The organism is Tardiphaga sp. 841_E9_N1_2 (genome assembly GCF_051811065.1).
Taxonomy (GTDB): domain Bacteria; phylum Pseudomonadota; class Alphaproteobacteria; order Rhizobiales; family Xanthobacteraceae; genus Tardiphaga; species Tardiphaga robiniae.
The window spans coordinates 1069289-1093518 of sequence record NZ_JBPWQC010000001.1 but is presented as its reverse complement, the minus strand read 5'-3'; the positions used below and the strand labels follow the sequence as shown (position 1 = coordinate 1093518).

Below are 24230 nucleotides of genomic sequence, written 5' to 3'. Positions count from 1 at the left end.
GGCGTGTTTATCCTTGATCCAATTGATTCCTGAGCCTGCCGCACTTAACTATGGGGAGCGGCAGATTCAAATGGTTCGAATCCTGCCCGGAGAGCCAGATATGACCGACACTGCAGTCACCGAGGCCCCCCTCACCGTCAGCGCGCGTGCTGCGCGCCGGATCGGCGAGATCCTCAAGACCGAAGGCAACGGCGCCATGCTCCGCGTGTCGGTCGAAGGCGGCGGCTGCTCCGGCTTCCAGTACAAGTTCGATGTCGAGCGCGCCAAGGCGGACGACGACATCCTGATCGAACGTGACAGCGCCGTGGTGCTGGTCGACCCCTCCTCAGCACCGTTCCTGGCCGGCTCCGAACTCGACTTCGTCGATGACCTGATCGGCGCCTCGTTCCGCGTCGTCAATCCGAACGCGACGGCGTCCTGCGGTTGCGGGACCAGCTTCTCGATCTGACCTCTATTCGGCTCTTTTAGATCGGTCTATTTCTCGGCGAACAGCGCCCGCGCATTGCCGTGCGCGATCTGTTTAGCGACCGCCGGCGGCAGTTGCGCCAGCCATGCGCGATAGCCATCCATGATATCGCCATAGCTCGCCCAGCGTTCCGGCACCCAGGTGTCGGAGCCCAGCAGGAAGCGATCGGGGTAGCGCTCGAACAGCACGCGCCATTGCGGCGTCAGTTTGCCTGATCCGTCCACGATGCCGCTGCGGTAAGACAATTCACCCCACAGTTTCGGGTATTTTATCAGCATAGCTGCGACACGGTCCGGCGCGAGGCTGAAGCCGGTATGCGCCCAGATAATCTGCGCACGCGGATTGTGCCGCATCAGAATCTCAACCGCTTCGTCGTCGGCATGGGCGTGCAAATAGAGATTGTTGGCGACGGCAAAGTCGACGGTCTTCTTGACCATCTCGGTATCGGCCGCCTTGCCGGTCAGATGGAATTCGCCGACACCGCGATAGTAGCCGCGCTTGAACTCCTCCTGCACGAGATCGAAGATTACGGGATCGTTGAACCAGCTGCCGATATCGGCGCGCACGCGATACGGCCGGATGAACGGCACGACCTGCAGATCGCCTGCCTTGCCACTGGCCTTGCCGTCCATCAGCACATGGGTGCCGGTGTTCGGGCGGCTAGTGGCGAGAATGCCGGTGACGCGATTCTTCCTGAAAACCTCTAGCACTTCGTCGGGCTGATAATACGGCTTCGGCTCCCAGTTGTAATGCATATGGGCGTCGAAGATTTCGATCCGATCGTCGGCACGGACCGGCGCGACAACGAAAGCGGCCAGCAAAGCGGCCGCAGTGAGTGTTCTAACCGGCATCGAAGACACCCTATTCCGCAGCCACGACGCGCGGACGATCGTCGTGGTCTTCTTCCTCGAGCTGCGGCTGCAGCTTGCGCTTCAGCTTGCGGTCGATGCGGTCGAGATAGATGTAGATGACCGGCGTGATGAACAGCGTCAGCAATTGCGAGACACACAGACCGCCGACCACCGCTACGCCAAGTGGCTGACGCAATTCGGCGCCGGCACCGGCACCGAGCGCGATCGGCAGCGTGCCGAAGATGGCCGCGAAAGTGGTCATCATGATCGGGCGGAAACGCAGCAGCGCGGCTTCGCGGATCGCATGTTCGGCCGAGAGGCCGACGCGACGACGCTCGAGTGCGAAGTCGACCATCATGATGGCGTTCTTCTTGACGATGCCGACCAGCATGACGATGCCGATCATGGCGATGACCGACATCTCCATCTTGAACAGCATCAAGGTCAGGATCGCGCCGATGCCCGCCGACGGGAGGCCGGAGATGATCGTGATCGGATGGATGAAGCTCTCATAGAGGATGCCGAGGATCACGAAGGCCGCGAACACGGCGGCGAGGATCAGTACGCCCTGCCCGCGCAACGAATCCTGGAACACCTGCGCCGTGCCAGAGAAGCCCGTGGCGATGGTCACCGGCAGTTTGGAATCCGCCTCGATTTGCGTGATCTGGTCGACCGCATAACCCAGCGAATAGCCGGGCACCAGATTGAACGAGATCGTCACAGCCGGCTGCTGACCCTGATGGTTGATCTGCAGCGGCCCAACCGTCGGTACCAGACGCGCGACCGCACTCAGCGGAATGGTCTGGTTGTTCGATGTCTTCATATAGAGCTTGGAGAGATCGCTCGGATCGATCCGGAACTGCGGCTGTGCTTCCAGAATGATCTGATAGTCGTTGGTCGGCATATAGATGGTGCCGACCTGACGCGAGCCGAACGCATTATAGAGCTGGTTACGAACCTGATCGACGGTGACGCCGTAGACCGCCGCCTTTTCGCGGTCGATATCGACCGTCATTTGCGGGTTCTTGATGTATAGGTCGGTGGTCACGTCGAGCAGGCCCGGCACCTTGGCGATGCGGTCGCGCATCTCCGGCGATACGCGATACAGCGTGTCGGTGTCGCTGCCCTGAAGCACGTATTGATACTGGCTCTTCGACGGTCGGCCGCCGATGTTCAGATTCTGGATGCTCTGGAAGAAGGCCTGCAAGCCAGGAACGGCCAACGACTTCTGGCGCAGCCGCGTCATCACCACCTGCGCGGGATCACGATCCTGGCGCGGTTTCAGCGCAACGAACAGACGACCGTAATTCGCCGTCGCATTCGGACCGCCGGAGCCCACGGTGCTGTTGATGTATTCGACGGCAGGATCGGATTTCAGCAGATCAGCAAGCGCCTGCTGCCGCGCACTCATCGCTTCGAAGGACGTATCGGTTGCGGCTTCGGTCGTACCGGTCAGGAACCCGGTATCCTCCTGCGGGAAGAAGCCCTTTGGTACGATGTTGTAGAGATAGACGGTGCCGCCGAGGGTCGCGAGTGTCACCACCAGCATGATGCCCTTGTGTGCCAGTACGCGATCGAGCGCCCATTCGTAACCGCGCAGCCAGGCCGCAAATATGCGCTCGAAACCGCGCAGGATGAAATTTTCCTTGTGCTCGGGATTGTGCGCCTTGAGCACTCGCGCGCAGAGCATAGGCGTCAGCGTCAGCGACACGAAACCGGAGACGATGATCGCCACCGCGATCGTCACCGCGAATTCACGGAACACGCGGCCGACAATGCCGCCCATCAGCAGCACGGGAATGAACACCGCGATCAGCGAGAAGGTGATCGAGACGATGGTGAAACCGATTTCGCGCGCGCCCTTCAGGGCCGCATCGAACGGCTTCATGCCGAGTTCGATGTGCCGGACGATATTCTCCAGCATGACGATGGCGTCGTCGACAACGAAGCCGACGGACAGTGTCAACGCCAGCAGCGTCATGTTGTTGATGGAGTAGTCCAGCATGTACATCGCGGCGCATGTGCCGAAGATCGAGATCGGCACCGCCAGTGCGGGGATCAAGGTCGCGGAGGCTGAGCGCAGGAACAGGAAGATCACGAAGATCACCAGCACAACGGCGATCAGCAATGTCTCCTCGACGTCGGCGACGGCTTCGCGGACCGAGATCGAGCGGTCCATCATCATATTGACTTCGACCGATGGCGGCAATTGCGCGCGCAGCGACGGCAACTTGGCGCGGACGCCGTCGACCACAGCGACCGTGTTGGCGTCGGGTTGCTTCTGGATCGCCAGCACGATGGCGCGCTCACCATTCAACCATGTCGCGACCTTGTCGTTTTCGACGGCGTCATAGATCTTGGCGACTTCGTTCAGCTTGACCGGCGAGCCATTGCGCCAGGCGACAACGACCTGGCCATAGTCGGCGGCCTTGGACATCTGTCCGGATGCCTGCAACGAGATGTCCTGCTTCGGTCCGTTCAGAGTTCCGACCGGCGTCGAAGAGTTCGCGCGTGACACCGCCGTGCGGATATCTTCAAGCGACAATCCACGAGCCGCCGCAGCTTCGGGATCGGCCTGGACGCGAATGGCGAATTTCTGCGTACCATAGATCAGCACCTGCGCCACGCCGGGGATCTGCGACAGCGCCTGTCCGATGGTGATATCGCCGAATTCATTGACGGCCGAGAGCGGCAGCGTCGATGAACTCAGCGCAATGAACAGCACCGGAAAGTCGCCGGGATTCACCTTGCGGAAGCTCGGCGGGATCGTCATTTCGATCGGCAACCGGCGCTGTGCGATCGTCAGCGCGGTCTGCACGTCCAGCGCCGCCGCATCGATATTGCGGTTAAGATCGAACTGAATGATGATCTGGGTCGTTCCCTGCGACGAGCTCGACGACATCGAAGAGATACCAGCGATGGTCGAGAGCTGACGCTCAATGATGCCGGCGACCGAGGCCGCCATCGTGTCGGCGCTGGCGCCTGGCAGGGTCGCCGTCACCGCGATGGTCGGAAAGTCCACTTTCGGAAGCGCCGACACCGGCAGCAGCCGGAAACCGAAAATGCCAAACGCGATAATCGTCGCCGTGATGAGCGTGGTCATCACAGGGCGACGGATGCAGAGCTCCGAGAGGGTCATGTTTTATGCCCCGGCCTTGCGAGCCCGGGCTTCGACCCGTGTGCCTTGTGTCAGCAAGAGCTGGCCGTCGACGACGACGTCCTCATCCCCTTTTAAACCCGACGAGATCACCGAAATCCCCTGGAAGGTCCGATCGACTTCGACAGGCTGAACACGGGCGACGCCGTCCTTCACCATGAAGACGAAGTTCCCGGTCTGGCTGCGCTGCACGGCCACGGTGGGTACAACAACGCCGTCCTCGGTGCGCACGATCAATTTGGTCTGTACCAGAATGCCCGGCCACAGGGTTTCGTTCGGATTGCTCATGATGCCGCGCACAGTGACCATGCCGGTGGTGGAATCCACAGTGTTTTCCACCATCGCCACCTTGCCGGTTTCAGAACGGCCGCTGTTCGGGATGGTCGCAATGACCGAGGTCGATCCCGCCGCCATCGCTTCGCGCAGATCGCCAAGCACACGTTGCGGAATGGCGAAGGAGACATAGACCGGAGCCATCTGATTGATGGTGGCGAGCGGCGCCGTATCAGCCGGGCGCACGAAATTGCCGACCTTCACATTGGCTGCACTGATCCGGCCGGAGAACGGCGCGCGAATGATGGTGTAGCTCTTCTGGACCTTGAGATTATCGAGCGCCGACTGATCGGCCCGGATGGTTCCGGCCAGGATGTCGGATTGGGTCTTGGCATTATCGACGCTCACCTGGGTGGTCGCGCCCTTCCCGATCAGATCGGTAAAGCGCCGCACGTCGCGTTCCGCACCGGCCAGTTGGGCCTGATCGCGGGCCAGCGTGCCTTCGGCCTGCTCGATCTGGGCATCAATCTGCCGCGAATCGAGGGTGAACAGCAGATCGCCTTCCTTGACCTTGGCGCCGTCTTCAAAATGCACCGAGGTGATGGTGGTTTCCACCCGCGACTTGAGCGCGACACTCGAAATCGGCGTTACTGTACCGATCGAATCGACATCGACCGGAACCGGTTTGCGTTCCGCCTTGGCAATCTCGACCGCAACGATCCGCGCGCGCTGCGGGGCCTGTGTATTGGTGTTGCCACCGGTCCACGAGGAGCGCGTCGTGTAGGCCGCAACCGCGGCAGCGCCGACGAGAACGAGTAGAGCGATCGATGTGCGTTTCTTCATATGGTCCATGTCACCTGGTACAGAAGATCGGGTCGCCCCCGTTTCCCGCCCATGGCAGCTTTAAAGACAGCGTCTGTGCGCTTTAGGCTTAAAGCTTATCATGTTGGCAGGGATGATGGTATGCCACGTTGACGTATTTTTGCCATTGTTGTTACCGGAATCCCATCAGATGAGAATTGCCACCTGGAATGTGAATTCTGTCCGCCAGCGGCTGGACCATCTGGTGACATGGCTGCGTGACTGTTCCCCGGACATCGTCTGCCTGCAGGAGATCAAATGCCTCGATGAGGCGTTTCCGCGCGAGCCCATCGAGGCACTCGGTTACAATGTCGTCACCCACGGCCAGAAGACCTTCAACGGCGTCGCCCTGCTCTCGAAATATCCGCTGGAGGAAGCCACGCCTCGGCTGGCGGGCGATGACGAGGATCTTCATGCCCGCTTCATCGAAGGCGTAGTGTCGCTGAAATCCGGGGTGGTCAGAGTTGCCTGCCTGTATCTGCCGAACGGCAATCCGGTCGACACCGAGAAGTATCCCTACAAGCTGAAATGGATGTCCCGGCTACAGGAGTTCACCCGACTACGGCTGAAGACCGAGGAGCCGTTGATTCTCGCCGGCGACTTCAACGTCATCCCGGCGGCGGCCGACGCCTATAATCCGGCGGCCTGGATCAACGACGCGCTGTTCAAGCCGGAAACCCGTGCCAGCTTCCAGACCCTGCTCGGCTTGGGCATGACCGACGCCCTGCGCGCCGTCACCGATGAGCCCGGCCAGTACACATTCTGGGACTATCAGGCTGGCGCCTGGCAAAAGAACTGGGGCATCCGCATCGACCACCTGCTGTTGTCACCGCAGGCCAGCGACAAACTCATCGACGTCGGCATCGACAAGTATGTGCGCGCCTGGGAGAAGCCGAGCGATCACGTGCCGGTGTGGGTCGACCTGGATCTGGAGGCGGCGTAAAGGCGGTCGCCAAGCGCTCCCCAAACACAAATTGTCATCGCCCGGCTTGACCGGGCGATCCAGCAAACGCCCGGGGCAACGTTCCGAGACGGCGCCTGACGCGAGCACTCGTTGATAATAATGAAGGCTGGCGATTACTGGGTCACCCGGTCAAGCCGGGTGACGACAGTCGAGTGTGAGGTAATCGCGCTCGGAAACGGTCGCTTAGTCCGGGACAACCCTCAGTCCCGTTTGCCGGACACCCAGTGCTCAAGCATCTGCAGCGCCATGGCGCGGTCGTCTTCGGAGGCCTTGGCGATCGCCTTGTTGTAGCTATCGCGGATCCAGGTGTCGTCCGGGCCGGCATTGTCGCGGGCCAGCGTCAGCCACATCAGGCCGCGCGCCATCTGCCGTGGCAGCGATTCACCGTTGAACAGCATCTGGCCAAGCAACGCCTGCGCCTGGTGCTGGCCCTTCTGCGCAGCAAGGCCAAGCCAGCGGGCACCATATTTGGTGTCGCGCGGGGTACCGATGCCCTTCAGATACAGCCGGGCCAGATCGTATTGTGCGTCGGCATTGCCGAAATAGGACGCAGCGTAGGAGAACATCTCGCGCGCGCGTTCGGTGTCGGCCTTGATCTTCGAATTCGGAATGCCGTCGAGGTAATAGCGACCGAGCGCCACGAAGGCGTTGGCGACGATGGTGGCCTGCGGCGCGGACGGCGAGTCCTCGGCGTGGGCATTGGCGATACGGCTGAAATATTCGAAGGCGCGCAGGTCGTCCTGTGCCACACCGTTACCGTCGGCATACATCCGGCCGAGCTTCCACTGGGCGATCGGATGACCGCCTTCGGCGGCATATTGGAGCGCAGTCAGCGAGGTGTCAGGCTTGGCGGACTTCTTCAAGACCGGAGCAGCACCGGGGATGGTCGTTACAACTGGCAGGGCCGCGTCGCTGCTGCCAACGGGCGCACCGTCAAAGGCAAAGGCCGGCGCGGCCACTGACGCGGCACCCAAAGCAAACGCTACAAAAATGGTACGCTCAACTATCCGCATAACAGTATTTCTCGTGGGCCCGGCCGGTTTGGGTCACGGCGCAACCAATGGCCGATCCAACCTGCTGGGCATATGTCCACAGCGTCCCTGACATATGGTTAGTCGCGCGACGCTTCCGTTTGGTCGGGTGCGCGGCCAATTCTTTGTCGGTCAATTTTACGTTAAGGCAGCCCTCACCGGTTTCGCGCCCGATGGTGCTACCGCCCATCGATTCGAAGGTGTCAGGAGCCAGAGTCCCCTTCGATCCAACAAGGTCACCGATAACGGCGATCAGCTTGTCGGCAGAACGAATGACGTCCTGATGGGAATTCCGCGTCACGGGCTTCATTTTCTCCGCGATCATCTGCCCCGTCGCAGTAAGGCACGCTCCCTGCGACCGGCTGTGATCGAGCAATGTCGTCTTCAGCAACAGTATGTCGGCAACTTCCAATATGTCTTTGGCGACATAACGGCTCACCCGCTTCAAATCGGTGCCATATGGTGTCTTTTTGAAGATTTCGACGGTGCGAGATTCTTGCGCGCGCAGCACGGGGCCGGCGATGAACCGTTCGCGCCGGAGCGTCGCCCAGGGGAGCGCGCCACGCGACGCCTGCTCCCGGCCCTCCGTCATAAGACGGCTAGGCAAACGCGACTTGATGTTCGTCTTGGCGTCCATCGCGAACCTGGTTTCTCAGGCCGCTTCGGCGATCCGGGACAATCCCACTGACATCCCGCCGATCAACAAAGCGCTCCAGCCTTCTGGCTGGTGAGAAATGATTTCACGAAGGCGTGTGGCCAAATAGCGGCGGTTACAATACCCACAGCACGACAGGGTTAAATCTTGGGGGACTGTGGCAACCAAGCAACATTTGTGGCGCACCGGCAACCCTTTTGAGCGAGGCTAAAATCGCTGCCGCGTTACCGGAAAGTCGGCGCAAGGCCGACCTTTCCATTCGTTGCCGATCTCAACGTCCGGCGGGCGCGGAGGTGGCACCACCGTAGACCAGCCCGGGATAAACACCGCGGACGAGCACGGGATCACGGCCCCAGCCCGGGTAATAGGCGAAGGCATCGCGTGAGTCGCCATGGGTTGTGACGGCCTGCGGTTGAGCATGCCGGTGTGCAGAGCGCTGCTCTGACGCAGTGGCGACACCGGACATTATCAGAGCAATGAGGGCCGAAGCCGCGGCAGTGGTGATCGTTGTTTTCATGAAAAGCTCCCTGAATTTAGCGTTACTCGGAAATGACAGCACTTTGCGCCTTGGACGCATTCGCGTCTGACCTTGACGGCAGATAACGTCGGGAGACCGGAACGTAAGCCCGCCGCAACTTCACGATGCGGCGATCAAAATTATCGATCGGAAATGCTTCCGACTACGTATTCAGCACGCGCCCATAGGCGTCGAGCACGGCTTCCTTCATCGTCTCCGAGATGGTCGGATGCGGGAAGATGGTGTGGAAGAGTTCCTCTTCCGTGGTCTCCAGATTCATAGCGACCACAAAGCCCTGGATCATCTCGACGACCTCAGCGCCGACCATATGGGCGCCGAGCAGCTGGCCAGTCTTCTTGTCGAAGATCACCTTCACCATGCCCTGGTCCTCGCCCTGGGCGATCGCCTTGCCATTGGCGACGAAGGGGAAGCGGCCGACGCGGATGTCCTTGCCGGCTTCCTTGGCCTTGGCTTCGGTGAGACCGACCGAGGCCACCTGCGGGTGACAATAGGTACAGCCCGGGATCAGCGACTTGTCCATTGCATGCGGGTTCATCCCCTTGATCGCCTCGACGCAGATCACGCCCTCATGCTCGGCCTTGTGGGCCAGCATCGGCGGACCGGCGACGTCGCCGATGGCATAGATGCCGGGCACGTTGGTCTTGCCGTATTTGTCGATCACAATACAGCCGCGCTCGGTCTTCACGCCGAGCTTCTCAAGGCCAAAGCCTTCGATATTGCCAACCACACCGACCGCCGAGATGACGCGATCGACGGTGAGTTGCTGGGTAGCCCCCTTGCCATCTTCGATGGTCACGGTGACCGAATCCGACTTCTTGTCGAGCTTGGTCACCTTCGCGCCGGACATGATCTTGATGCCCTGCTTCTCGAACTGTTTGCGGGCGAAACCGGCGATCTCGGCGTCTTCGACTGGCAGGATCTGCGGCAGCACCTCGACTACGGTCACGTCGGCGCCCATGGTCTTGTAGAACGATGCGAATTCGATGCCGATGGCGCCGGAGCCGACCACCAGCAGCGACTTCGGCATCTTGTCGGGGTTCATGGCCTCGAAATAGGTCCAGACAAGCTTCTTGTCGGGCTCGAGACCCGGCAGCACGCGCGGCCGGGCGCCGGTGGCGACGATGATATGCTTGGCAGTATAGCTGCCTGCCCCGAGCGCGCCCTTGGGTGCTGCGGCTTCCGTCTTCTTGACAGTGAATTTGCCCGGCGCATCCAGGGTCGCGTCGCCCCAGATGATCGAGATCTTGTTCTTGTTCATCAGATATTCGACGCCGCCGCTGAGGCGCTTCACGACGCCGCGCGAGCGCGCGATCACGGCCTTGATGTCGAACGTCACGTTGTCCGCCGACAGGCCATAATCCTTGGCATGCTGCATGTAGTGATAGATTTCCGCCGAGCGCAGCAGCGCCTTGGTCGGGATACAGCCCCAGTTATTGCAGATGCCGCCGAGATAGGCCTTCTCGACGATCGCTGTCTTGAAGCCGAGCTGCGCGGCCCGAATGGCCGTCACATAGCCGCCGGGACCGGAGCCGATGACGACGACGTCGAAGGAATTATCAGCCATGAGTTACTCGCTCTTTCTTCCCTCTCCCCTTGTGGGAGAGGGTGGATGCGCGCCGTCAGGCGCGCAGACGGGTGAGGGGTAATGCTGGGCAGCGTCGAGAATGGCTTCAAGCACCATTTCCGAGCGCTGCAGAATGTCGTTGTTCCAGAAGCGCAGGGTGCGAAATCCGCGCTCCTTCAGATCTCGGTCTCGTTGTTGGTCTCTCGTACTCTCCGCATGCTGGCTGCCATCGGCTTCCACGATCAAACGACGTTCGAACGACACGAAATCCGCGATCCAAGGACCAATCGGCACCTGCCGGCGAAATTTTAGATTTGTCAGACGACGGGATCGCAGCAGGCGCCACAGCGTCTTTTCAGTCTCGGTCGCATTCGCTCGCAGCGATTTGGCGAACGCGCGCTTCTGATAGGACACCGGCTGGTGCATACCCCTCACCCGTCTCGACCGCTGCGCGGTCGATCCACCCTCTCCCACAAGGGGAGAGGGAAGAAAGAACTGCGTTACTACACCACCATCATCACCGGATTTTCGATCAACTTCTTGAATGCCGTGATCAGTTCGGCGCCGAGCGCGCCATCGATGGCGCGATGATCGCAGGAAAGTGTCACGCTCATGATGGTTGCAGCGACGATCTGGCCATTGCGCACCACGGCCCGTTCCTCGCCCGTGCCAACCGCAAGGATCGAGGACTGCGGCGGATTGATCACCGCCGTGAAGTCCTTGATGCCGAACATGCCGAGGTTGGACACGGATGACGCGCCGCCCTGGTATTCGTTGGGCTTGAGCTTCTTGGCCTTGGCGCGCGCGGCAAGTTCCTTCATCTCGTTGGAGATTGCCGAAATGGACTTGATCTCGGCCTGGCGGATGATCGGCGTGATCAGGCCGAACGGCAGCGCCACCGCTACCCCGATGTCGGAATGCTTATGACGGAGCATCGCTGCTTCCGTCCACGACACGTTCGCTTCCGGAATCTTCTGCAGCGCGATGGCCATCGCCTTGATGACGAAATCGTTGACCGAGAGCTTGTAGAGCGGCTTGCCGTCCTTGTCCTTGCCGGCCGCAGCGTTGATCTCCTCGCGCGCGGAGGAGAGCTTGCCGAGATCGCAATCGACCGTGAGATAGAAGGTCGGCATCGAGTTGGTCGCGGCGGTGAGACGCTGCGCAATCGTGCGGCGCATCGAGTCGTGCGGCACGCTCTCGTAAGCGCCCTGCTCGTACAGCCCGAGAATCTGCTGATCGGACATTGCAGGCGCACCGATCGCTCCAGTTGCACCTGCGGGAGCGCCAGCCGCCGCGGCAGGTGCCTTCAGGCCACCACCGGACTTCGCCTTCTCGACATCCGCAGCGACCACACGACCATGCGGACCCGAGCCGTTGATACGACCGAGTTCGATGCCGGCATCCTTGGCGAGACGACGCGCCAGCGGTGACGAAAATACGCGCGCGCCATTGCTCTGTGCGGCGGCCGGCTGCGGAGCTGGCGCAGCGGCCGGTGCCGGTGCTTTCGCTGCGGAAGCAGCAGCCGGCGCAGGTGCACCAGTTGCAGGCTTCGGCGCGGGAGCTTCGGCAGCAGGCGCGGGCTTCGGCTTATCAGCCCCTGCCCCCGAACTCGCAGCCTTCACGTCCTCACCGTCGGCGGCGAGCACCGCGATGACGGCGTTCACAGCAACATCCTGCGTACCTTCCGCCACCAGGATCTTGGCGATGGTGCCTTCGTCGACAGCTTCGACTTCCATCGTCGCCTTGTCGGTCTCGATCTCCGCGATCACGTCGCCAGACTTGACCTTGTCGCCCTCCTTCTTGAGCCACTTGGCAAGGTTGCCCTTTTCCATGGTGGGCGACAGCGCAGGCATCAGAATGTTGATTGGCATTGTCAGTGACCTTGTTGCGACCGCGGCGTGGTGTTGCCCATGTCAGTCGGACGCGCGATTTCAGCTTCGAACATTTCGACGATGCGGTTCAGCGCCTCGTCCTCGGAATAGTTGGCCTCACGCGCATAGGCGCGTGCGGCATGGCGCGCGATATCGACCAGCAGGAGCCCCCACATGTCGGGCTCCTCGAAGGCACGCATGAAGGCGATGGACAGCCCGCCATCCAGCACGAACGCGCGCAACACCTCGGTGGCGTCCTCGCGATCCATGACATCCGGCGGCAGTGGCTGTTCCTTCGGACCTGCCATGGTTCACCGATAGCAAACGGCTTTGGCCGCAGCCACGACGTCGGCCACCGACGGCAGCGCCAGCTTTTCAAGATTGGCGGCGTAAGGCATCGGCACGTCCTTGCCCGACACGCGCGCGACCGGCGCATCGAGATAGTCGAACGCGTGCTCCATGATGCGTGCGGCGATTTCGGCGCCCACACCCGACTGTTGCCAGCCTTCTTCCACCGTCACGGCGCGCGAGGTCTTCTTCACGGACTCGATGATGGTGTCGGTATCGAGCGGACGCAGCGTGCGCAGGTCGATAACCTCCGCCTCGATACCTTCCTTGGCGAGTTCTTCGGCAGCCTTCAGAGCATAGGTCATGCCGTTCGACCACGAGATCAGCGTCACATCCTTGCCGACACGTGCGACCTTGGCCTTGCCGATCGGCACGATGTAGTCGTCGAGCTTGGGCACCTCGCCGGAATGCCCGTAGAGCATTTCGTTTTCGAGGAAGATCACCGGGTTCGGATCGCGGATCGCGGATTTGAGCAGGCCCTTGTAGTCGGCGGCGCTATAGGGCGCGACAACCTTGAGGCCCGGGATCTGCGAGTACCAGGCCGAGTAGTCCTGGCTGTGCTGGGCGCCGACGCGCGCCGCGGCGCCGTTCGGGCCACGGAACACGATCTGACAGGTCATCTGGCCGCCGGACATGTACAGCGTCTTGGCTGCGGAGTTGATGATCTGGTCGATCGCCTGCATGGCGAAGTTGAAGGTCATGAATTCGACGATCGGCTTCAGGCCGGACATCGCCGCGCCGACGCCGACACCGGCGAAGCCGTGCTCGGTGATCGGCGTATCGATGACACGGCGTGCGCCGAATTCCTGCAGCAGGTTCTGGGTCACCTTGTAGGCGCCCTGATATTCGGCGACTTCCTCGCCCATGATGAAGACGTCTTCATCCCTGCGCATTTCCTCTGCCATCGCGTCGCGCAGCGCTTCGCGGATGGTCATGGTCACCATCTCGGTGCCTTCAGGAATTTCAGGATCGGGCTGGATCGAAGCCGTCGGAGCTGCTGGCGCTGTAGCCTCTTCCTTCGGAGCCGGAGCAGATTTCGCTTCCGCAGCAGGCGGCGCGGATTCTGCGGCCTTCTCCTGCTTCGCGGGGGCCGGTGAGCCCGCCGCGGCAGATGCGTCTTCGCCATCGGCGAGGATGGTCGCGATCGGCGTGTTGACCGCGACGTCGTTGGTCCCTTCCGGGATCAGGATCTTGCCGAGCGTCCCTTCATCGGTCGCTTCGACTTCCATCGTCGCCTTATCTGTCTCGATTTCGGCAATAACATCGCCGGACTTGATCGTGTCGCCTTCCTTCTTGAGCCATTTGGAGAGGTTGCCTTTCTCCATGGTCGGGGACAGCGCGGGCATCAGAACTTGAATGGCCATTATAACTCCAGATCGGTCTTTAAGCCGCGCGCTTAGCGGTACACATCGGTGTAAAGTTCGGATGCATCGGGCTCAGGGTCCTGCTGCGCGAAATCCGCCGATGCGTTGACGATGTCACGCACCTCGGCGTCGATCGCCTTGAGGTCCTGCTCGGTCACGTCAGCGGCCAGCAGACGGTTGCGCACCTGCTCGATCGGGTCTTGATCGTGGCGAACTTTGTCTACTTCCTCGCGGGTCCGGTACTTGGCCGGATCGGACATCGAGTGGCCGCGATAGCGATAGGTCTGCATTTCCAGAATGAACGGACCCTTGCCGGCGCGGCACCAGGCGACCGCACGGTCACCGGCGGCCTTCACGGCGCGGACGTCCATGCCGTCGACCTGCTCGCCCGGAATGTTGAAGGAGATGCCGCGCTTGGAGAAGTCGGTCTGAGCCGAGGAGCGCGTCACCGAGGTACCCATGGCGTAGCGGTTGTTCTCGATGATGTAGATCACCGGGAGCTTCCACAGCTCCGCCATGTTAAAGCTCTCATAGACTTGGCCCTGGTTCGACGCGCCGTCGCCGAAGTAAGCGAGGCTGACGAGATCATTGCCGCGATAACGGTTGGCAAAAGCGAGACCCGTTCCGAGCGACACCTGCGCACCGACGATGCCATGGCCGCCATAGAAATTCTTCTCGCGGCTGAACATGTGCATGGAGCCACCCTTGCCCTTGGAGTAGCCGCCCTTGCGCCCCGTGAGCTCGGCCATGACGCCCTTGGCGTCCATGCCACAGGCCAGCATGTGACCGTGGTCGCGATAGCCCGTGATGACCTGATCGCCATCCTTCAATGCCATCTGCATGCCGACGACGATGGCTTCCTGACCGATATAGAGATGGCAGAAACCGCCGATCGCGCCCATGCCATAGAGCTGGCCGGCCTTCTCCTCGAAACGCCGGATCAGCAGCATGTCGCGAAGCGCGTGCATCTCCTGATCGCGGGTGAAATCTGGCGGCGATGACGGGGTTGCGCCATTGCTCGTTGCCTGCCCTGCGGGAGCGACGCTTTTCTTCGGTGCGGCCATGAAAATTCCGGATGCGAGAGTGAATGGCCCTTCCTACTCCAAGTGCTTGCGGCTTGAAAGGGATTGCGTCGCGCGGAATGCCACACGGTTGTTTCGCACTGCAGCGAAGGCGTGAAACTTTCGAAATCGAATTGGATCGGTTTTGTAATTTGAGGAATGAAAGCGCGTGTCGTGGTCACGTTGCCGTCACGATGAGCAGGCGCGAGCGATCCATAGCTTTGATGCAAAGCTGTGTTGCTTCATGCGAGGACGACTCGCCGCCGAAGAGAGAATCTTAGTTTGGCTTGATGACCTTCACGAGGTCGCGCGGATGCGCGTAGTCGAGCTGGTAGCGCGCGCGCTCGTCGAGCATGTCGGGATCGAGTCCACCAGATCGCAGGAGCGCCACGCGCTGCTCGGCCTTGGTGCGTTCCTTCTTCAATTGCACCAGTTCGGAGGTCAGCGCGACGATCTCCTGGTCGAGCTCCTGACGTGCGTTGAGGCCGTATTTACCGGTATATGCATTGACCCCGAAATAGCTGATCATCATCGCCGCCAGTGCATAGAGCACGAGCCCGGTGAGGATCGATTTGAGGCGGGTATGCTTGACCATTCCCGAAAATGCGACGGCCCGGTTAAGGCGAACCTAACAACCGGGCCGCAACCTGAATTTGCGCCGGTTATTTCTTCAGCTTGTCGACCCAGACGGCGAAAGCGTCGATATAGGCCTGCAGCACCGGCCGGATGGATTCCTTGACGATCTCGCCCTGTTCACTGAACGCGTCACCGACGGCATTCAGATAGATTTCAGGCTGTTGCATGATGGGACCGACAATCCCCGGCAGGGTCTGGCGCAAGCTGAGGGCTGCACCCAGGCCACCGATCGGACCGGGCGAGCTAACCACGATGCCGGTGGGCTTGCCGAGGAACGAGCTCTTGCCATAGGGCCGCGAACCGACGTCGATGGCGTTTTTCAGGACACCCGAAACTGAGCGGTTATATTCCGGAGAGACAAACAGTACCGCATCCGAGGCCTGGATCGCTTCGCGGAACTTGACCCAGTCGGCCGGCGGCGCGGCTTCCAGGTCTTGATTGAAGAATGACAGCTCGTTCAGCGTGATGACGTTCAGCTTCAGCGACGGCGGCGCCAGCTGGGCGAGTGCATTCGCAACCTTGAGCGAGAATGACTGTTTGCGGAGGCTGCCGACAATGACGGCAACGCTGTAGGTGGCCATGAGATATCCCCTGAATAACTGCTTCCAAAAAGCGCGGAGCGCATCTGGAACCTGTCACCTATCCCGGCAAAAGATGCAAGTGCATGGATTGTATTTGACGGCCGTAATCGTACCGAACCGGCACGTCCGCCTCGCCCGCCCAAACACATCTTCGTTATGCTGATATCGCTCAAATGGATGACGCCCGGAGCGCCGCTGTGATCGAACCTTCGGAGAGTGCTGCGCGACAAACCACGTAAGACAAACCACGCACGCCAGTCCCGACTGATCTGCGACGTCTGGCCAGGCTGCTCGAATTCGACCGTCGCAATTGCGGGGCTTCCGATGCGCAACCTTGGTCTTGTGGCTTCCGTAGTCTTCGCCTTGAGCTTGCTCAGTCAGTCGGCCTTCGCCGACAAACGCGTCGCGCTGGTGATCGGCAACTCGGCCTACCAGAACGTCATTAAGCTCGCCAACCCGGCCAACGACGCCGCGGCGATGACCGAGACCTTGAAGACCGCGAATTTCGACATTGTCGAAGCCCGACGGGATCTGAAGGCGACTGAGATGCGCCGGGCCCTGCGCGATTTCGCGGACAAGGCGCGCGATGCGGACGTTGCTCTGGTCTATTTCGCCGGCCACGGCATCGAGGTCGATGGCACCAATTACCTGATTCCGGTCGACGCACTGCTGGAACGCGACACCGACGTCTATGACGAGGCGTTCTCGCTGGAGCGCATCCTCGTGACCATCGAGCCGGCCAGGAAGCTGCGGCTGGTGATCCTCGATGCCTGCCGCGACAACCCCTTCATCAAGAACATGAAGCGCACCACGGCATCCCGGGCGATCACCCGCGGCCTCGCCAAGGTGGAGCCGGCCAGCCCCAACACGCTGATCGCCTATTCGGCCAAGGCCGGCTCGACGGCGCTGGACGGCGACAGCAAGAACAGCCCCTTCACGGCCGCGCTGGTCCGCCACATCGCGACGCCTGGCCTCGACCTCCGCAAGGCCTTCGGCTTCATCCGCGACGACGTCATGAAGAACACCAGCAACCGCCAGGAACCGTATGTCTACGGTTCGCTCGGCGGCGACGACGTGCCGCTGGTCCCGGTGGCTGCCGTCGCCACGTCGCCCGCCGTCAGTGTCCAGGCCGAAACCCGCCGTGACTACGAGCTGGCTTTGCAGCTTGCGACCAGAGACGGCTGGAACGCGTTCCTGACCCAGCACCCCGACGGCTTCTATGCGTCGCTGGCCAAATCCCAACTAGCGAAGCTCGCAGCCGAGGACGCCCATACCGCTGCTGCGGAGAAAGCCCGCCTCGCCGTTGAAGAGAAAGCCCGTCTGGCTGCCGAAGGCGCCAGGAAGGCCGAACAGACCAAGGCAGCGGCCGATGCCAAGACCGCCGAGGATGCCCGGATCGCTGCCGAGAAACTCAAGACCGCCGAGCAGGAACGCGCCGCCGCCGGCGAGCGCGCCCGCGCGGCAGCGGAAGCCAGGGTCGATGCCGGCAAGCTGGACACGCCTGCCGCCGGACCGCAGTTGGCGACACTCCCTTCCCCCACAGCCGATGTGTCACGAACACCCGCACCGACCGATCTACCCCGTCAGATCCAGGTCGAGCTTCAGCGGGTGGGCTGCCTGCAGGGCTCAGTCGACAACACATGGACTGCGGCTTCCCGCAAGTCGCTCGAACGCTTCAATCGCTACGCGTCGACCAAATTCGATGCCAAGGCAGCCAGCACCGATGCGCTCGACGCGATCAAGACCAGGTCGTCCCGCGTCTGCCCGCTGGTCTGTGCACATGGTTCAGAGGCGGACGGCGACCGCTGCGTGAAGATCGTGTGCCGCGCCGGCACGTTCCTGAACGATGATAACGAATGCGAGAAGAAGCGCAGCCGCACCGAGGCCAAGCGCAACGTGCCGCGCCGGGAGCGCGATGAGCTTGATCGCCCGCAGATTCAGGCCCGCACGCCGCGCGCGCAGCCGTCCGGCCAGATCGTCTGCGACAATGCCGGCTGCCGTCCAGTGCGTCCCGGCTGCCGCTTGGTGTCGCGCGACATGCGCATCGGCCTCACCAATGTCGAGGTGTGCAACTGACGACGTGCTTGCCTGACAGGATCGCAAGCGACATTCTGACGATCCAAGTTTGCGAGCCGGAGCCATCATCGTGACCATCGAATTTCTCATCACCTCGCTGATCGTGGTGGCGTCGCCGGGCACTGGCGCCCTTTACACACTAGCAACCGGATTTTCGCGCGGAGGCCGCAGCAGCGTCGTCGCCGCGTTCGGTTGCACGCTCGGCATCGTTCCGCATATGGCCGCCGCGATCCTTGGTCTCGCAGCACTGCTGCACACCAGCGCCGTGGCGTTTCAGGTGTTCAAATATGTCGGCGTCGCCTACCTGCTCTATACGGCCTGGAAGACGCTGCAGGAGCATGGCGCGCTGAAGGTGGAAGCCGACAACAGCGCGCAGTCCACACTGCAGGTGATAACCACAGCGATCCTGATCAACATCCTCAATCCGAAACTGTCGATCTTCTTCCTCGCCTTCCTGCCCCAGTTCATCAGTGCTGACGAGGCGCATCCGCTGTCGCAGATGCTGCTGCTGAGCGCGGTATTCATGCTGATGACCTTCGTGGTATTCGCGCTCTACGGCCTGTTCGCCGCGTCGATCCGCAACCACGTCATCACACGGCCACGGGTGCTGACCTGGATGCGACGCACTTTTGCCGGCGCGTTTGCCGCGCTCGGTGCCAAGCTAGCCTTCGCCGAGCGCTGACGCGCCTATTCCAGCCGCTCCACATTGCGCAGCGTCGGAAACAGCCGCATCCACAGCAACGCGATGGCAACGGTCCCGAGGCCGCCGATCAGTGCGGCCGGGACGGTGCCGAACAATGCGGCGGTGACGCCGCTCTCGAACTGGCCGAGCTGGTTTGAGGTATTAATGAACAGGTAGTTCACCGCGCCGACCCGGCCACGCATGTCGTCTGGGGTTGCGAGCTGCACCAGCGAGAAACGGATCACCACGCTGACCGTATCGGCCGCGCCGAGTACCGCGAGCGCGGCGACCGACAACCACAGCCATTGCGACACCGCGAACACCGCTGTCGCGAGGCCGAAGATGATGACGGCCTGGAACATCCGCATGCCGACCCGGCGATTGATCGACCAGCGCGTCAGCACGATGGTGGTCAGCAACGCGCCGACCGCCGGCGCCGCGCGCATGAGGCCGAGGCCCCATGGACCGGTCTGCAGAATGTCGCGCGCATAGATCGGCAGCAGCGCGGTGGCACCGCCGAGCAGCACCGCGAACAAATCGAGCGAGATGGTGCCGAGGATCGCCGGATTGCTACGCACGAAGCCCACGCCGGCAAACAAAGTCCGCAGCGACGGCGGATCCTTCAACGCCACCTCGCGCGCCAGTTTGATGGCGCTGTTGAGCAGACCGCCGATCAGCCAGAATGCCGCCATCAGCACATAGGGCGTCGACGGCGATAGCGCATAGGCAAAGCCGCCAAGCGCGGGGCCGCAGATCATCGCCACCTGAAACACGCCGGTCGAGAGCGCGGTCGCCTTCTGCAAATGCCCTTCGGGTACGACGCCGGGCAGCAGCGCCGAGCCGGCCGGCGCCTCGAAGGCCGTCGCCGCGCCGATCACCACCAGCGCCACGAAAATCTGCGGCACCGTAATCCAGCCGGCATAAGTACCCCAGGCGAGCAGGATCGCCGTCAACCCCTGCAGCATCTGGCAGATCTGCACCACGCGGCGGCGATCATAGCGGTCGGCGATATGGCCGGCGACGAAGACCAGCGCCAGCATCGGCACGAATTGCGCGAGGCCGACCATGCCGAGCTGGAACGCGCTGCCGGTCAGATCATAGATCTGCCAGCCGACCGCAACCGCGGCGATCTGCGAGGCGAAGCGCGAGAAACTGCGCGATACCATGTAGTACAGATACGGCGGATGGCGCAGCAAAAGCCGCGCGCCATCCGTGACCACGCCGGCAGACTGATCGGCGAGTGTCATCCCGGCATGTTCGGATTGATCAGATACTTCTCGCCGGTGGCGCGCTTCGCATAGGCCCGGAGATTGTCGAGCTGCAAGACGCCTTCGAGCGAAATCACCTTGGTGTAGTGACTGGCGAAGGTGGTCTTGAGTTCGGCGACCACGCGGGCACGGAGCTTCGCGGCATCAGCCGCGCCGATCTTCTGCAGGAACGGAAACAGCAGCCAGCCACCCATGCCCCAGGCCATGCCGGCAGGGACGAATTCGATCGGGCGCAGATCCAACCGACCATAGACGTAGACCTGCTTGTGAGTCGTCGAACCATAGCGGCTGTAGACCTTCATCGCCTTGACGGCGGCAACTTCCATCGCCTGCAGGATCTGGCCCTGCAGCTTGCCGCCACCGGTAGCATCGAAGGCTAGCGTGGCATTGGTGGCAATCAACGCGGCTGTCAGATCTTCCATGAAACTCGGCGACGTCGAGTTGCAGACATATTTCGCGCCGATGCCGCGCAGAAGTTTCTCCTGCTCCTCGCTGCGGACGATGTTGACGAGATCGATGCCGTCCTTCTGGCAGATCTTGTTGAGCATCTGGCCGAGATTGGACGCGGCGGCCGTATGCACCAGCGCCGTGTGCCCTTCCCGCTTCATGGTCTCGACCATGCCGAGCGAGGTCAGCGGATTGACGAAGCAGGATGCGCCCTCGGTGGCCGTCGTGCCCTCGGGCAGCGGCAGGCATTCCTTGGCCTTGATGACGCGATACTGCGCATACATCGCGCCGCCGATCAGCGCGACGGTCTTGCCGAGCAGCGCCTGCGCGGCCTCGGACGATCCGGCCTTCACCACCGTGCCGGCGCCTTCATTGCCGACCGCCATCGACTCGTCGAGACGGCCGCCCATCGCTTTCATATTGGCCTGCGGGACGGTCGCGGTAACCACCGAGGACGCGCCAGAGCCTGAAATTTTCGCACTCGCCGGATCGGCCGCGCCGAGCAGGAGACCGAGATCCGACGGGTTGATCGGCGCAGCCTCGATGCGCACGACGACCTCGTCGGGACCCGGCGCCGGGATCGCCACCTGCTGCAGCGATATTTCCAGTTCTCCGCTGCTTTTGATGAGCGAGCGCAGTTCAAGTCCGGATGTGATGTCAGTCATGGTCGTTTCCCCTCAATCTGTCCGGCGTTCTTGCCGCGTCAGTAGATGCCCGGAATGATGCGCTTGGTTTCACGTATATAGGCCCGGTAGTCGTCGCCGAATGCCTCGATCAGCATCCGCTCTTCATAGTCGATGCGGGTGAAGAACAGGATCGCGATCGCGACCAGCCCGCCCAGCGCGGCCATGGCATTCGGCAGCAGGAATGCCTGCGCCAGTGCCCACAACCAGAACGAGGCATACATCGGATGGCGGATGCTGCGATAGACGCCGGCACGCACGATCTGGTGAGCCTCGCGGATTTCCAGACTGGCCGACCACTGCCGGCCGAGATCCTTGTGTGAGCGGCGAAACAGCCAGAGCGACAGCACATAGAGCGCGCCGCCAACCACGACCGCCACATAATTCAGCTGATAGTTCAGCGCGGCCGGCCAGCCGGTCACCAGCCAGATCAGCGGTACCACGAATAGGCCGATGGTGGCGATCGCCAGCAGGATGCGTTCACGGCTCCAGCCGACCGCACGCAGCGTCGCCGTGCGGCGGGCTTTGCGCGCATAGGGGTAGCGAATGATGAACCAGGCGATCAGACCGATCGCCCAGACATATGTTCCAAGAAGTGACGCGGTCATTGTCGTCCGATCAGGCCATCATGCGGCATTCACGGATGCCCCGGCTTGCGATTGAGAGGATGTGATCTTGGACAGTGGCATGTCTAGCAGCGCGCCATCCGCACCGAAGCGTTTGAGGCCGCCTTCGCCCGCGGTGATCTCGTCAAACGGCAGAGGACCGCAGATCACCATGCAATAGTCGTAGGGCGCGCGGCACTGGTTGCCCATCACCATCTGATAGTGAATGCGCATGAAGTTGAAGCGATAGCGCTTGAACTGTTCCATGCCCATCATGGCATGCATCTGGACGCGCCGGATGTTCGGCCTGCCCTCGTCGTGATCGCGACTGCGGCGTTTCAAGGTCACCGGATCGAAGCGGTAGAAACTGATGACGTCGTCGCGGGCGTGATATTCGGTCCAGCGGATCGCCGGCGTGTCGGCGACGAGACGCGTTGCTGCGCGTACGCTCTTGCCGGCGGGATGCAGCGAGAATTTCGGGATGGTCGCGCTCACCGTCATCACGCAGATGGTCGGGCCATGTTTTGTCAGATCCGGGTCGAGCGCGAGTGCGCGGGCCACCACCTCCATCACCAATGCCGCACCAAGGCAATGCCCGACGATGACGATCTCGTCGACATCGGCCTTCTGCGCGCGCGCCGCGATTACCCTGGCGAATTCATCGACGCGCGCCGTCATCTTCGGGCGCTGGCCATGGACATATTGCCGCGAGAAGATCCAGTCGTCGAACACATGATTGATCGGCTTGCGCCAGCCGTAATGGTGCAACAGCGCCGTGAAGACGGCAGCAGCGACAATTGCGCCAGCGATCCATGCGGCGGCACCATTCATGCCAAGCAGCCAGGTCAGCCCATAGCCCACCGCTGCGCCAGATGCAGCAAAGCCCGCGATCCACAGATAGGAGAACAGGAAGAAGCCGGCATATTTCCAGCTCGCATAGAAGAAGCGGAACAGGGTTCCCGTCACCAGCCAGTCGCCCAGCGTAACAAAGGCGGCGCCCAATCGCGACAGCATGCTTCGGGTGTGATCCTGCAGGATCAGGTCATCCCAGCGCAGCATTTCGTAGGTGGTTTCTGTCTTCCAGTTCGGCCCGGAGGTCTCGGCCCGCCAGGAAGCGCTCACATCCGTAGCGTCAAGCACGCCAGACGCCTTCGCGGACACGCTCCACGTCTTCTCGAAACTCGACAGCGAACGGCGGAACCGCTCGAGCTGCGTGTCCGGCAGAATCGGGTCGTAGCCGCCAATGTGAAAGACATGTCGCCGCGCGATCATCGTCCGTTCGCTCCCGAGTGCATCACGCACCGTTCTGATCCGGTGCATAGCAAATTCGCCTGCGCCGACAAACCTGCCCATGCCCAAAACGGAAGCGTCCGGCAGGATTTTGTCGCCCTCAGGTCACACAGCCGCTCTTTCGCAACCCCCTTCATCACAATTCCGGGAATCGAGGCAGGACTGTGATTGACGGCAGGGTCTTATGTCTGAACATGTCGCGGGTTTTTTCGAAGAAAGAAAGCACTATGTCGATTGCTCTCAAGGGCTTCAAACGGCCGTCGTGGACCTCTCCAGCGGCCGTTTTGCTGATTCTGTCGTCGCTCTTTGTGGCCTCACTCGCGAGTTCCGGGGATGCCGATGCGGCGCCCGGCCGTCGCCCCGGCCATGTCTATCTCTATCGTGGCCTCATGAACGTGTTCTCGCTCGGCATGGATCAGATCGCCTACAAGCTCGAAGCCGCCGGCGTCGCCTCCTCGGTCAGCAATCACACGCTGTGGAGCGGCCAGGCAGACGACATGATCGCCCGGTACAAGGCCGGTAACCGCGAACCGATCATCCTGATGGGCCACTCGGCCGGTGCCGACGTGACCATCTCGATTGCCCGCAAGCTCGCGCAGTACAACATCCCGGTGGCGCTGATCGTGAACTTCGATCCGGTGGCGCCCGATGCCGTCCCCAACAATGTGAAGCAGATCGTGAACTATTACGTACCTGCCGGCTGGGGGCGCGCGGTGTCTGCGGATCCCCGCTTCAAGGGCAAGCTTGCCAACGTCAACGAGAACGCCACCACCAACCACTTCTCGATCGACAAGGACGACAGCCTGCAGCGTCAGGCCATTGCCCGTGTCATGGCCGTGACCGGCGGCGGTATTCGCCGCAAGCCGGCGGCGCCGAAGCCTGCGCAGGTCTCGGCTGCTCCCCAATAATAAGCAGCAATATCGGAACGCATTCAGCCGAGGTGATCGTCACCTCGGCT

At 61.8% G+C, this 24230-nt stretch carries 23 protein-coding genes; 5 read left to right on the top strand and 18 right to left on the bottom strand.

What is annotated here, in order from left to right:
- Nucleotides 1–100: 100 nt before the first annotated feature.
- Nucleotides 101–448 (top strand): iron-sulfur cluster insertion protein ErpA, encoded by a 348-nt coding sequence (gene erpA / locus AB8A50_RS05135; protein ID WP_093758714.1) that lies wholly within the window; start codon nucleotides 101–103, stop codon nucleotides 446–448.
- Between the two features lie 26 nt (nucleotides 449–474).
- Here erpA and AB8A50_RS05130 read toward each other — a convergent pair whose 3' ends face one another.
- The 3 genes from AB8A50_RS05130 to AB8A50_RS05120 are packed head-to-tail and all read right to left on the bottom strand — an operon-like array spanning nucleotide 475 to nucleotide 5590.
- Nucleotides 475–1317 (bottom strand): amidohydrolase family protein, encoded by an 843-nt coding sequence (locus tag AB8A50_RS05130; protein ID WP_439077066.1) that lies wholly within the window; start codon nucleotides 1315–1317, stop codon nucleotides 475–477.
- Nucleotides 1318–1327: 10 nt separating this feature from the next.
- Nucleotides 1328–4456: an efflux RND transporter permease subunit gene (locus tag AB8A50_RS05125; protein WP_231080773.1), complete on the bottom strand. Its 3129-nt coding sequence runs from the start codon at nucleotides 4454–4456 to the stop codon at nucleotides 1328–1330.
- Nucleotides 4457–4459: 3 nt separating this feature from the next.
- Nucleotides 4460–5590 carry an efflux RND transporter periplasmic adaptor subunit gene (locus AB8A50_RS05120; RefSeq protein ID WP_439077065.1) on the bottom strand — a complete coding sequence of 377 codons (1131 nt, stop codon included), beginning with the start codon at nucleotides 5588–5590 and terminating at the stop codon, nucleotides 4460–4462.
- Nucleotides 5591–5759: 169 nt separating this feature from the next.
- Here AB8A50_RS05120 and xth point away from each other — a divergent pair, with 169 nt between their 5' ends.
- Nucleotides 5760–6551, top strand: a complete 792-nt coding sequence (xth, locus tag AB8A50_RS05115) for an exodeoxyribonuclease III (protein WP_120289926.1) — start codon at nucleotides 5760–5762, stop codon at nucleotides 6549–6551.
- A 221-nt stretch (nucleotides 6552–6772) separates the two neighbouring features.
- Here xth and AB8A50_RS05110 read toward each other — a convergent pair whose 3' ends face one another.
- The 11 genes from AB8A50_RS05110 to AB8A50_RS05060 form a co-directional block, all read right to left on the bottom strand.
- Nucleotides 6773–7585: a tetratricopeptide repeat protein gene (locus AB8A50_RS05110; protein ID WP_093758718.1), complete on the bottom strand. Its 813-nt coding sequence runs from the start codon at nucleotides 7583–7585 to the stop codon at nucleotides 6773–6775.
- A complete protein-coding gene (locus tag AB8A50_RS05105; protein ID WP_439071561.1) occupies nucleotides 7572–8240 on the bottom strand; it encodes a hypothetical protein in 669 nt (222 codons plus the stop codon). The genes AB8A50_RS05110 and AB8A50_RS05105 overlap by 14 nt, the downstream gene beginning before the upstream one ends.
- Nucleotides 8241–8529: 289 nt before the next feature.
- On the bottom strand, nucleotides 8530–8775 hold the full coding sequence (locus AB8A50_RS05100; protein WP_231080775.1) for a hypothetical protein: 246 nt from the start codon (nucleotides 8773–8775) through the stop codon (nucleotides 8530–8532).
- A 163-nt stretch (nucleotides 8776–8938) separates the two neighbouring features.
- A complete protein-coding gene (gene lpdA / locus AB8A50_RS05095) occupies nucleotides 8939–10360 on the bottom strand; it encodes a dihydrolipoyl dehydrogenase (RefSeq protein WP_093758721.1) in 1422 nt (473 codons plus the stop codon).
- Between the two features lie 3 nt (nucleotides 10361–10363).
- Nucleotides 10364–10786 carry an endonuclease domain-containing protein gene (locus AB8A50_RS05090; RefSeq protein ID WP_093758722.1) on the bottom strand — a complete coding sequence of 141 codons (423 nt, stop codon included), beginning with the start codon at nucleotides 10784–10786 and terminating at the stop codon, nucleotides 10364–10366.
- Nucleotides 10787–10863: 77 nt separating this feature from the next.
- Nucleotides 10864–12231, bottom strand: coding sequence for a pyruvate dehydrogenase complex dihydrolipoamide acetyltransferase (locus AB8A50_RS05085; protein WP_439077064.1), 1368 nt, complete (start codon nucleotides 12229–12231; stop codon nucleotides 10864–10866).
- Between the two features lie 2 nt (nucleotides 12232–12233).
- Nucleotides 12234–12539: a DUF5076 domain-containing protein gene (locus AB8A50_RS05080; RefSeq protein ID WP_068730814.1), complete on the bottom strand. Its 306-nt coding sequence runs from the start codon at nucleotides 12537–12539 to the stop codon at nucleotides 12234–12236.
- Between the two features lie 3 nt (nucleotides 12540–12542).
- Nucleotides 12543–13943, bottom strand: coding sequence for a pyruvate dehydrogenase complex E1 component subunit beta (locus AB8A50_RS05075; protein WP_231080777.1), 1401 nt, complete (start codon nucleotides 13941–13943; stop codon nucleotides 12543–12545).
- A gap of 32 nt (nucleotides 13944–13975) precedes the next feature.
- Complete coding sequence (gene pdhA / locus AB8A50_RS05070) at nucleotides 13976–15007, bottom strand: pyruvate dehydrogenase (acetyl-transferring) E1 component subunit alpha (protein ID WP_068730816.1); 1032 nt, start codon at nucleotides 15005–15007, stop codon at nucleotides 13976–13978.
- A 274-nt stretch (nucleotides 15008–15281) separates the two neighbouring features.
- Entirely contained in the window at nucleotides 15282–15599 is a 318-nt protein-coding gene (locus AB8A50_RS05065) for an FtsB family cell division protein (protein WP_068730817.1), read from the bottom strand.
- A gap of 67 nt (nucleotides 15600–15666) precedes the next feature.
- The gene (locus AB8A50_RS05060; RefSeq protein ID WP_231080778.1) at nucleotides 15667–16221 is read right to left on the bottom strand and encodes an NADPH-dependent FMN reductase; all 555 of its coding nucleotides are present in this window, start codon (nucleotides 16219–16221) and stop codon (nucleotides 15667–15669) included.
- Between the two features lie 324 nt (nucleotides 16222–16545).
- On the opposite strand from AB8A50_RS05060, the gene AB8A50_RS05055 reads away from it, so the two are divergent.
- Both AB8A50_RS05055 and AB8A50_RS05050 read left to right on the top strand, forming a co-directional pair.
- Nucleotides 16546–18297: a caspase family protein gene (locus tag AB8A50_RS05055; RefSeq protein WP_439071559.1), complete on the top strand. Its 1752-nt coding sequence runs from the start codon at nucleotides 16546–16548 to the stop codon at nucleotides 18295–18297.
- 70 nt (nucleotides 18298–18367) lie between these two features.
- Complete coding sequence (locus AB8A50_RS05050) at nucleotides 18368–18979, top strand: LysE family translocator (RefSeq protein WP_439071558.1); 612 nt, start codon at nucleotides 18368–18370, stop codon at nucleotides 18977–18979.
- Between the two features lie 5 nt (nucleotides 18980–18984).
- Here AB8A50_RS05050 and AB8A50_RS05045 read toward each other — a convergent pair whose 3' ends face one another.
- Genes AB8A50_RS05045 through AB8A50_RS05030 form a run of 4 tightly spaced genes read right to left on the bottom strand, consistent with a single transcriptional unit; the run spans nucleotide 18985 to nucleotide 23284 of the window.
- Nucleotides 18985–20226: an MFS transporter gene (locus AB8A50_RS05045; RefSeq protein ID WP_439077063.1), complete on the bottom strand. Its 1242-nt coding sequence runs from the start codon at nucleotides 20224–20226 to the stop codon at nucleotides 18985–18987.
- The gene (locus tag AB8A50_RS05040) at nucleotides 20223–21359 is read right to left on the bottom strand and encodes a zinc-binding dehydrogenase (protein WP_439071556.1); all 1137 of its coding nucleotides are present in this window, start codon (nucleotides 21357–21359) and stop codon (nucleotides 20223–20225) included. Before AB8A50_RS05040 ends, AB8A50_RS05045 begins: the two co-directional genes overlap by 4 nt.
- Before the next feature lie 38 nt (nucleotides 21360–21397).
- Nucleotides 21398–21985, bottom strand: coding sequence for a protein-S-isoprenylcysteine O-methyltransferase (locus tag AB8A50_RS05035; RefSeq protein ID WP_439071555.1), 588 nt, complete (start codon nucleotides 21983–21985; stop codon nucleotides 21398–21400).
- Between the two features lie 18 nt (nucleotides 21986–22003).
- A complete protein-coding gene (locus AB8A50_RS05030; protein WP_439077062.1) occupies nucleotides 22004–23284 on the bottom strand; it encodes a hypothetical protein in 1281 nt (426 codons plus the stop codon).
- 215 nt (nucleotides 23285–23499) lie between these two features.
- Here AB8A50_RS05030 and AB8A50_RS05025 point away from each other — a divergent pair, with 215 nt between their 5' ends.
- Nucleotides 23500–24180, top strand: a complete 681-nt coding sequence (locus AB8A50_RS05025; protein WP_089264505.1) for a hypothetical protein — start codon at nucleotides 23500–23502, stop codon at nucleotides 24178–24180.
- Nucleotides 24181–24230 lie beyond the last annotated feature (50 nt).

What these genes read in the sequence shown, in the direction of transcription:
- erpA (WP_093758714.1), top strand. Translation starts at nt 101, where the DNA reads ATGACCGACACTGCAGTCACCGAGGCCCCCCTCACCGTCAGCGCGCGT.
- AB8A50_RS05130 (WP_439077066.1), bottom strand. Translation starts at nt 1,317, where the DNA reads ATGCCGGTTAGAACACTCACTGCGGCCGCTTTGCTGGCCGCTTTCGTT.
- AB8A50_RS05125 (WP_231080773.1), bottom strand. Translation starts at nt 4,456, where the DNA reads ATGACCCTCTCGGAGCTCTGCATCCGTCGCCCTGTGATGACCACGCTC.
- AB8A50_RS05120 (WP_439077065.1), bottom strand. Translation starts at nt 5,590, where the DNA reads ATGAAGAAACGCACATCGATCGCTCTACTCGTTCTCGTCGGCGCTGCC.
- xth (WP_120289926.1), top strand. Translation starts at nt 5,760, where the DNA reads ATGAGAATTGCCACCTGGAATGTGAATTCTGTCCGCCAGCGGCTGGAC.
- AB8A50_RS05110 (WP_093758718.1), bottom strand. Translation starts at nt 7,585, where the DNA reads ATGCGGATAGTTGAGCGTACCATTTTTGTAGCGTTTGCTTTGGGTGCC.
- AB8A50_RS05105 (WP_439071561.1), bottom strand. Translation starts at nt 8,240, where the DNA reads ATGGACGCCAAGACGAACATCAAGTCGCGTTTGCCTAGCCGTCTTATG.
- AB8A50_RS05100 (WP_231080775.1), bottom strand. Translation starts at nt 8,775, where the DNA reads ATGAAAACAACGATCACCACTGCCGCGGCTTCGGCCCTCATTGCTCTG.
- lpdA (WP_093758721.1), bottom strand. Translation starts at nt 10,360, where the DNA reads ATGGCTGATAATTCCTTCGACGTCGTCGTCATCGGCTCCGGTCCCGGC.
- AB8A50_RS05090 (WP_093758722.1), bottom strand. Translation starts at nt 10,786, where the DNA reads ATGCACCAGCCGGTGTCCTATCAGAAGCGCGCGTTCGCCAAATCGCTG.
- AB8A50_RS05085 (WP_439077064.1), bottom strand. Translation starts at nt 12,231, where the DNA reads ATGCCAATCAACATTCTGATGCCTGCGCTGTCGCCCACCATGGAAAAG.
- AB8A50_RS05080 (WP_068730814.1), bottom strand. Translation starts at nt 12,539, where the DNA reads ATGGCAGGTCCGAAGGAACAGCCACTGCCGCCGGATGTCATGGATCGC.
- AB8A50_RS05075 (WP_231080777.1), bottom strand. Translation starts at nt 13,943, where the DNA reads ATGGCCATTCAAGTTCTGATGCCCGCGCTGTCCCCGACCATGGAGAAA.
- pdhA (WP_068730816.1), bottom strand. Translation starts at nt 15,007, where the DNA reads ATGGCCGCACCGAAGAAAAGCGTCGCTCCCGCAGGGCAGGCAACGAGC.
- AB8A50_RS05065 (WP_068730817.1), bottom strand. Translation starts at nt 15,599, where the DNA reads ATGGTCAAGCATACCCGCCTCAAATCGATCCTCACCGGGCTCGTGCTC.
- AB8A50_RS05060 (WP_231080778.1), bottom strand. Translation starts at nt 16,221, where the DNA reads ATGGCCACCTACAGCGTTGCCGTCATTGTCGGCAGCCTCCGCAAACAG.
- AB8A50_RS05055 (WP_439071559.1), top strand. Translation starts at nt 16,546, where the DNA reads ATGCGCAACCTTGGTCTTGTGGCTTCCGTAGTCTTCGCCTTGAGCTTG.
- AB8A50_RS05045 (WP_439077063.1), bottom strand. Translation starts at nt 20,226, where the DNA reads ATGACACTCGCCGATCAGTCTGCCGGCGTGGTCACGGATGGCGCGCGG.
- AB8A50_RS05040 (WP_439071556.1), bottom strand. Translation starts at nt 21,359, where the DNA reads ATGACTGACATCACATCCGGACTTGAACTGCGCTCGCTCATCAAAAGC.
- AB8A50_RS05035 (WP_439071555.1), bottom strand. Translation starts at nt 21,985, where the DNA reads ATGACCGCGTCACTTCTTGGAACATATGTCTGGGCGATCGGTCTGATC.
- AB8A50_RS05025 (WP_089264505.1), top strand. Translation starts at nt 23,500, where the DNA reads ATGTCGATTGCTCTCAAGGGCTTCAAACGGCCGTCGTGGACCTCTCCA.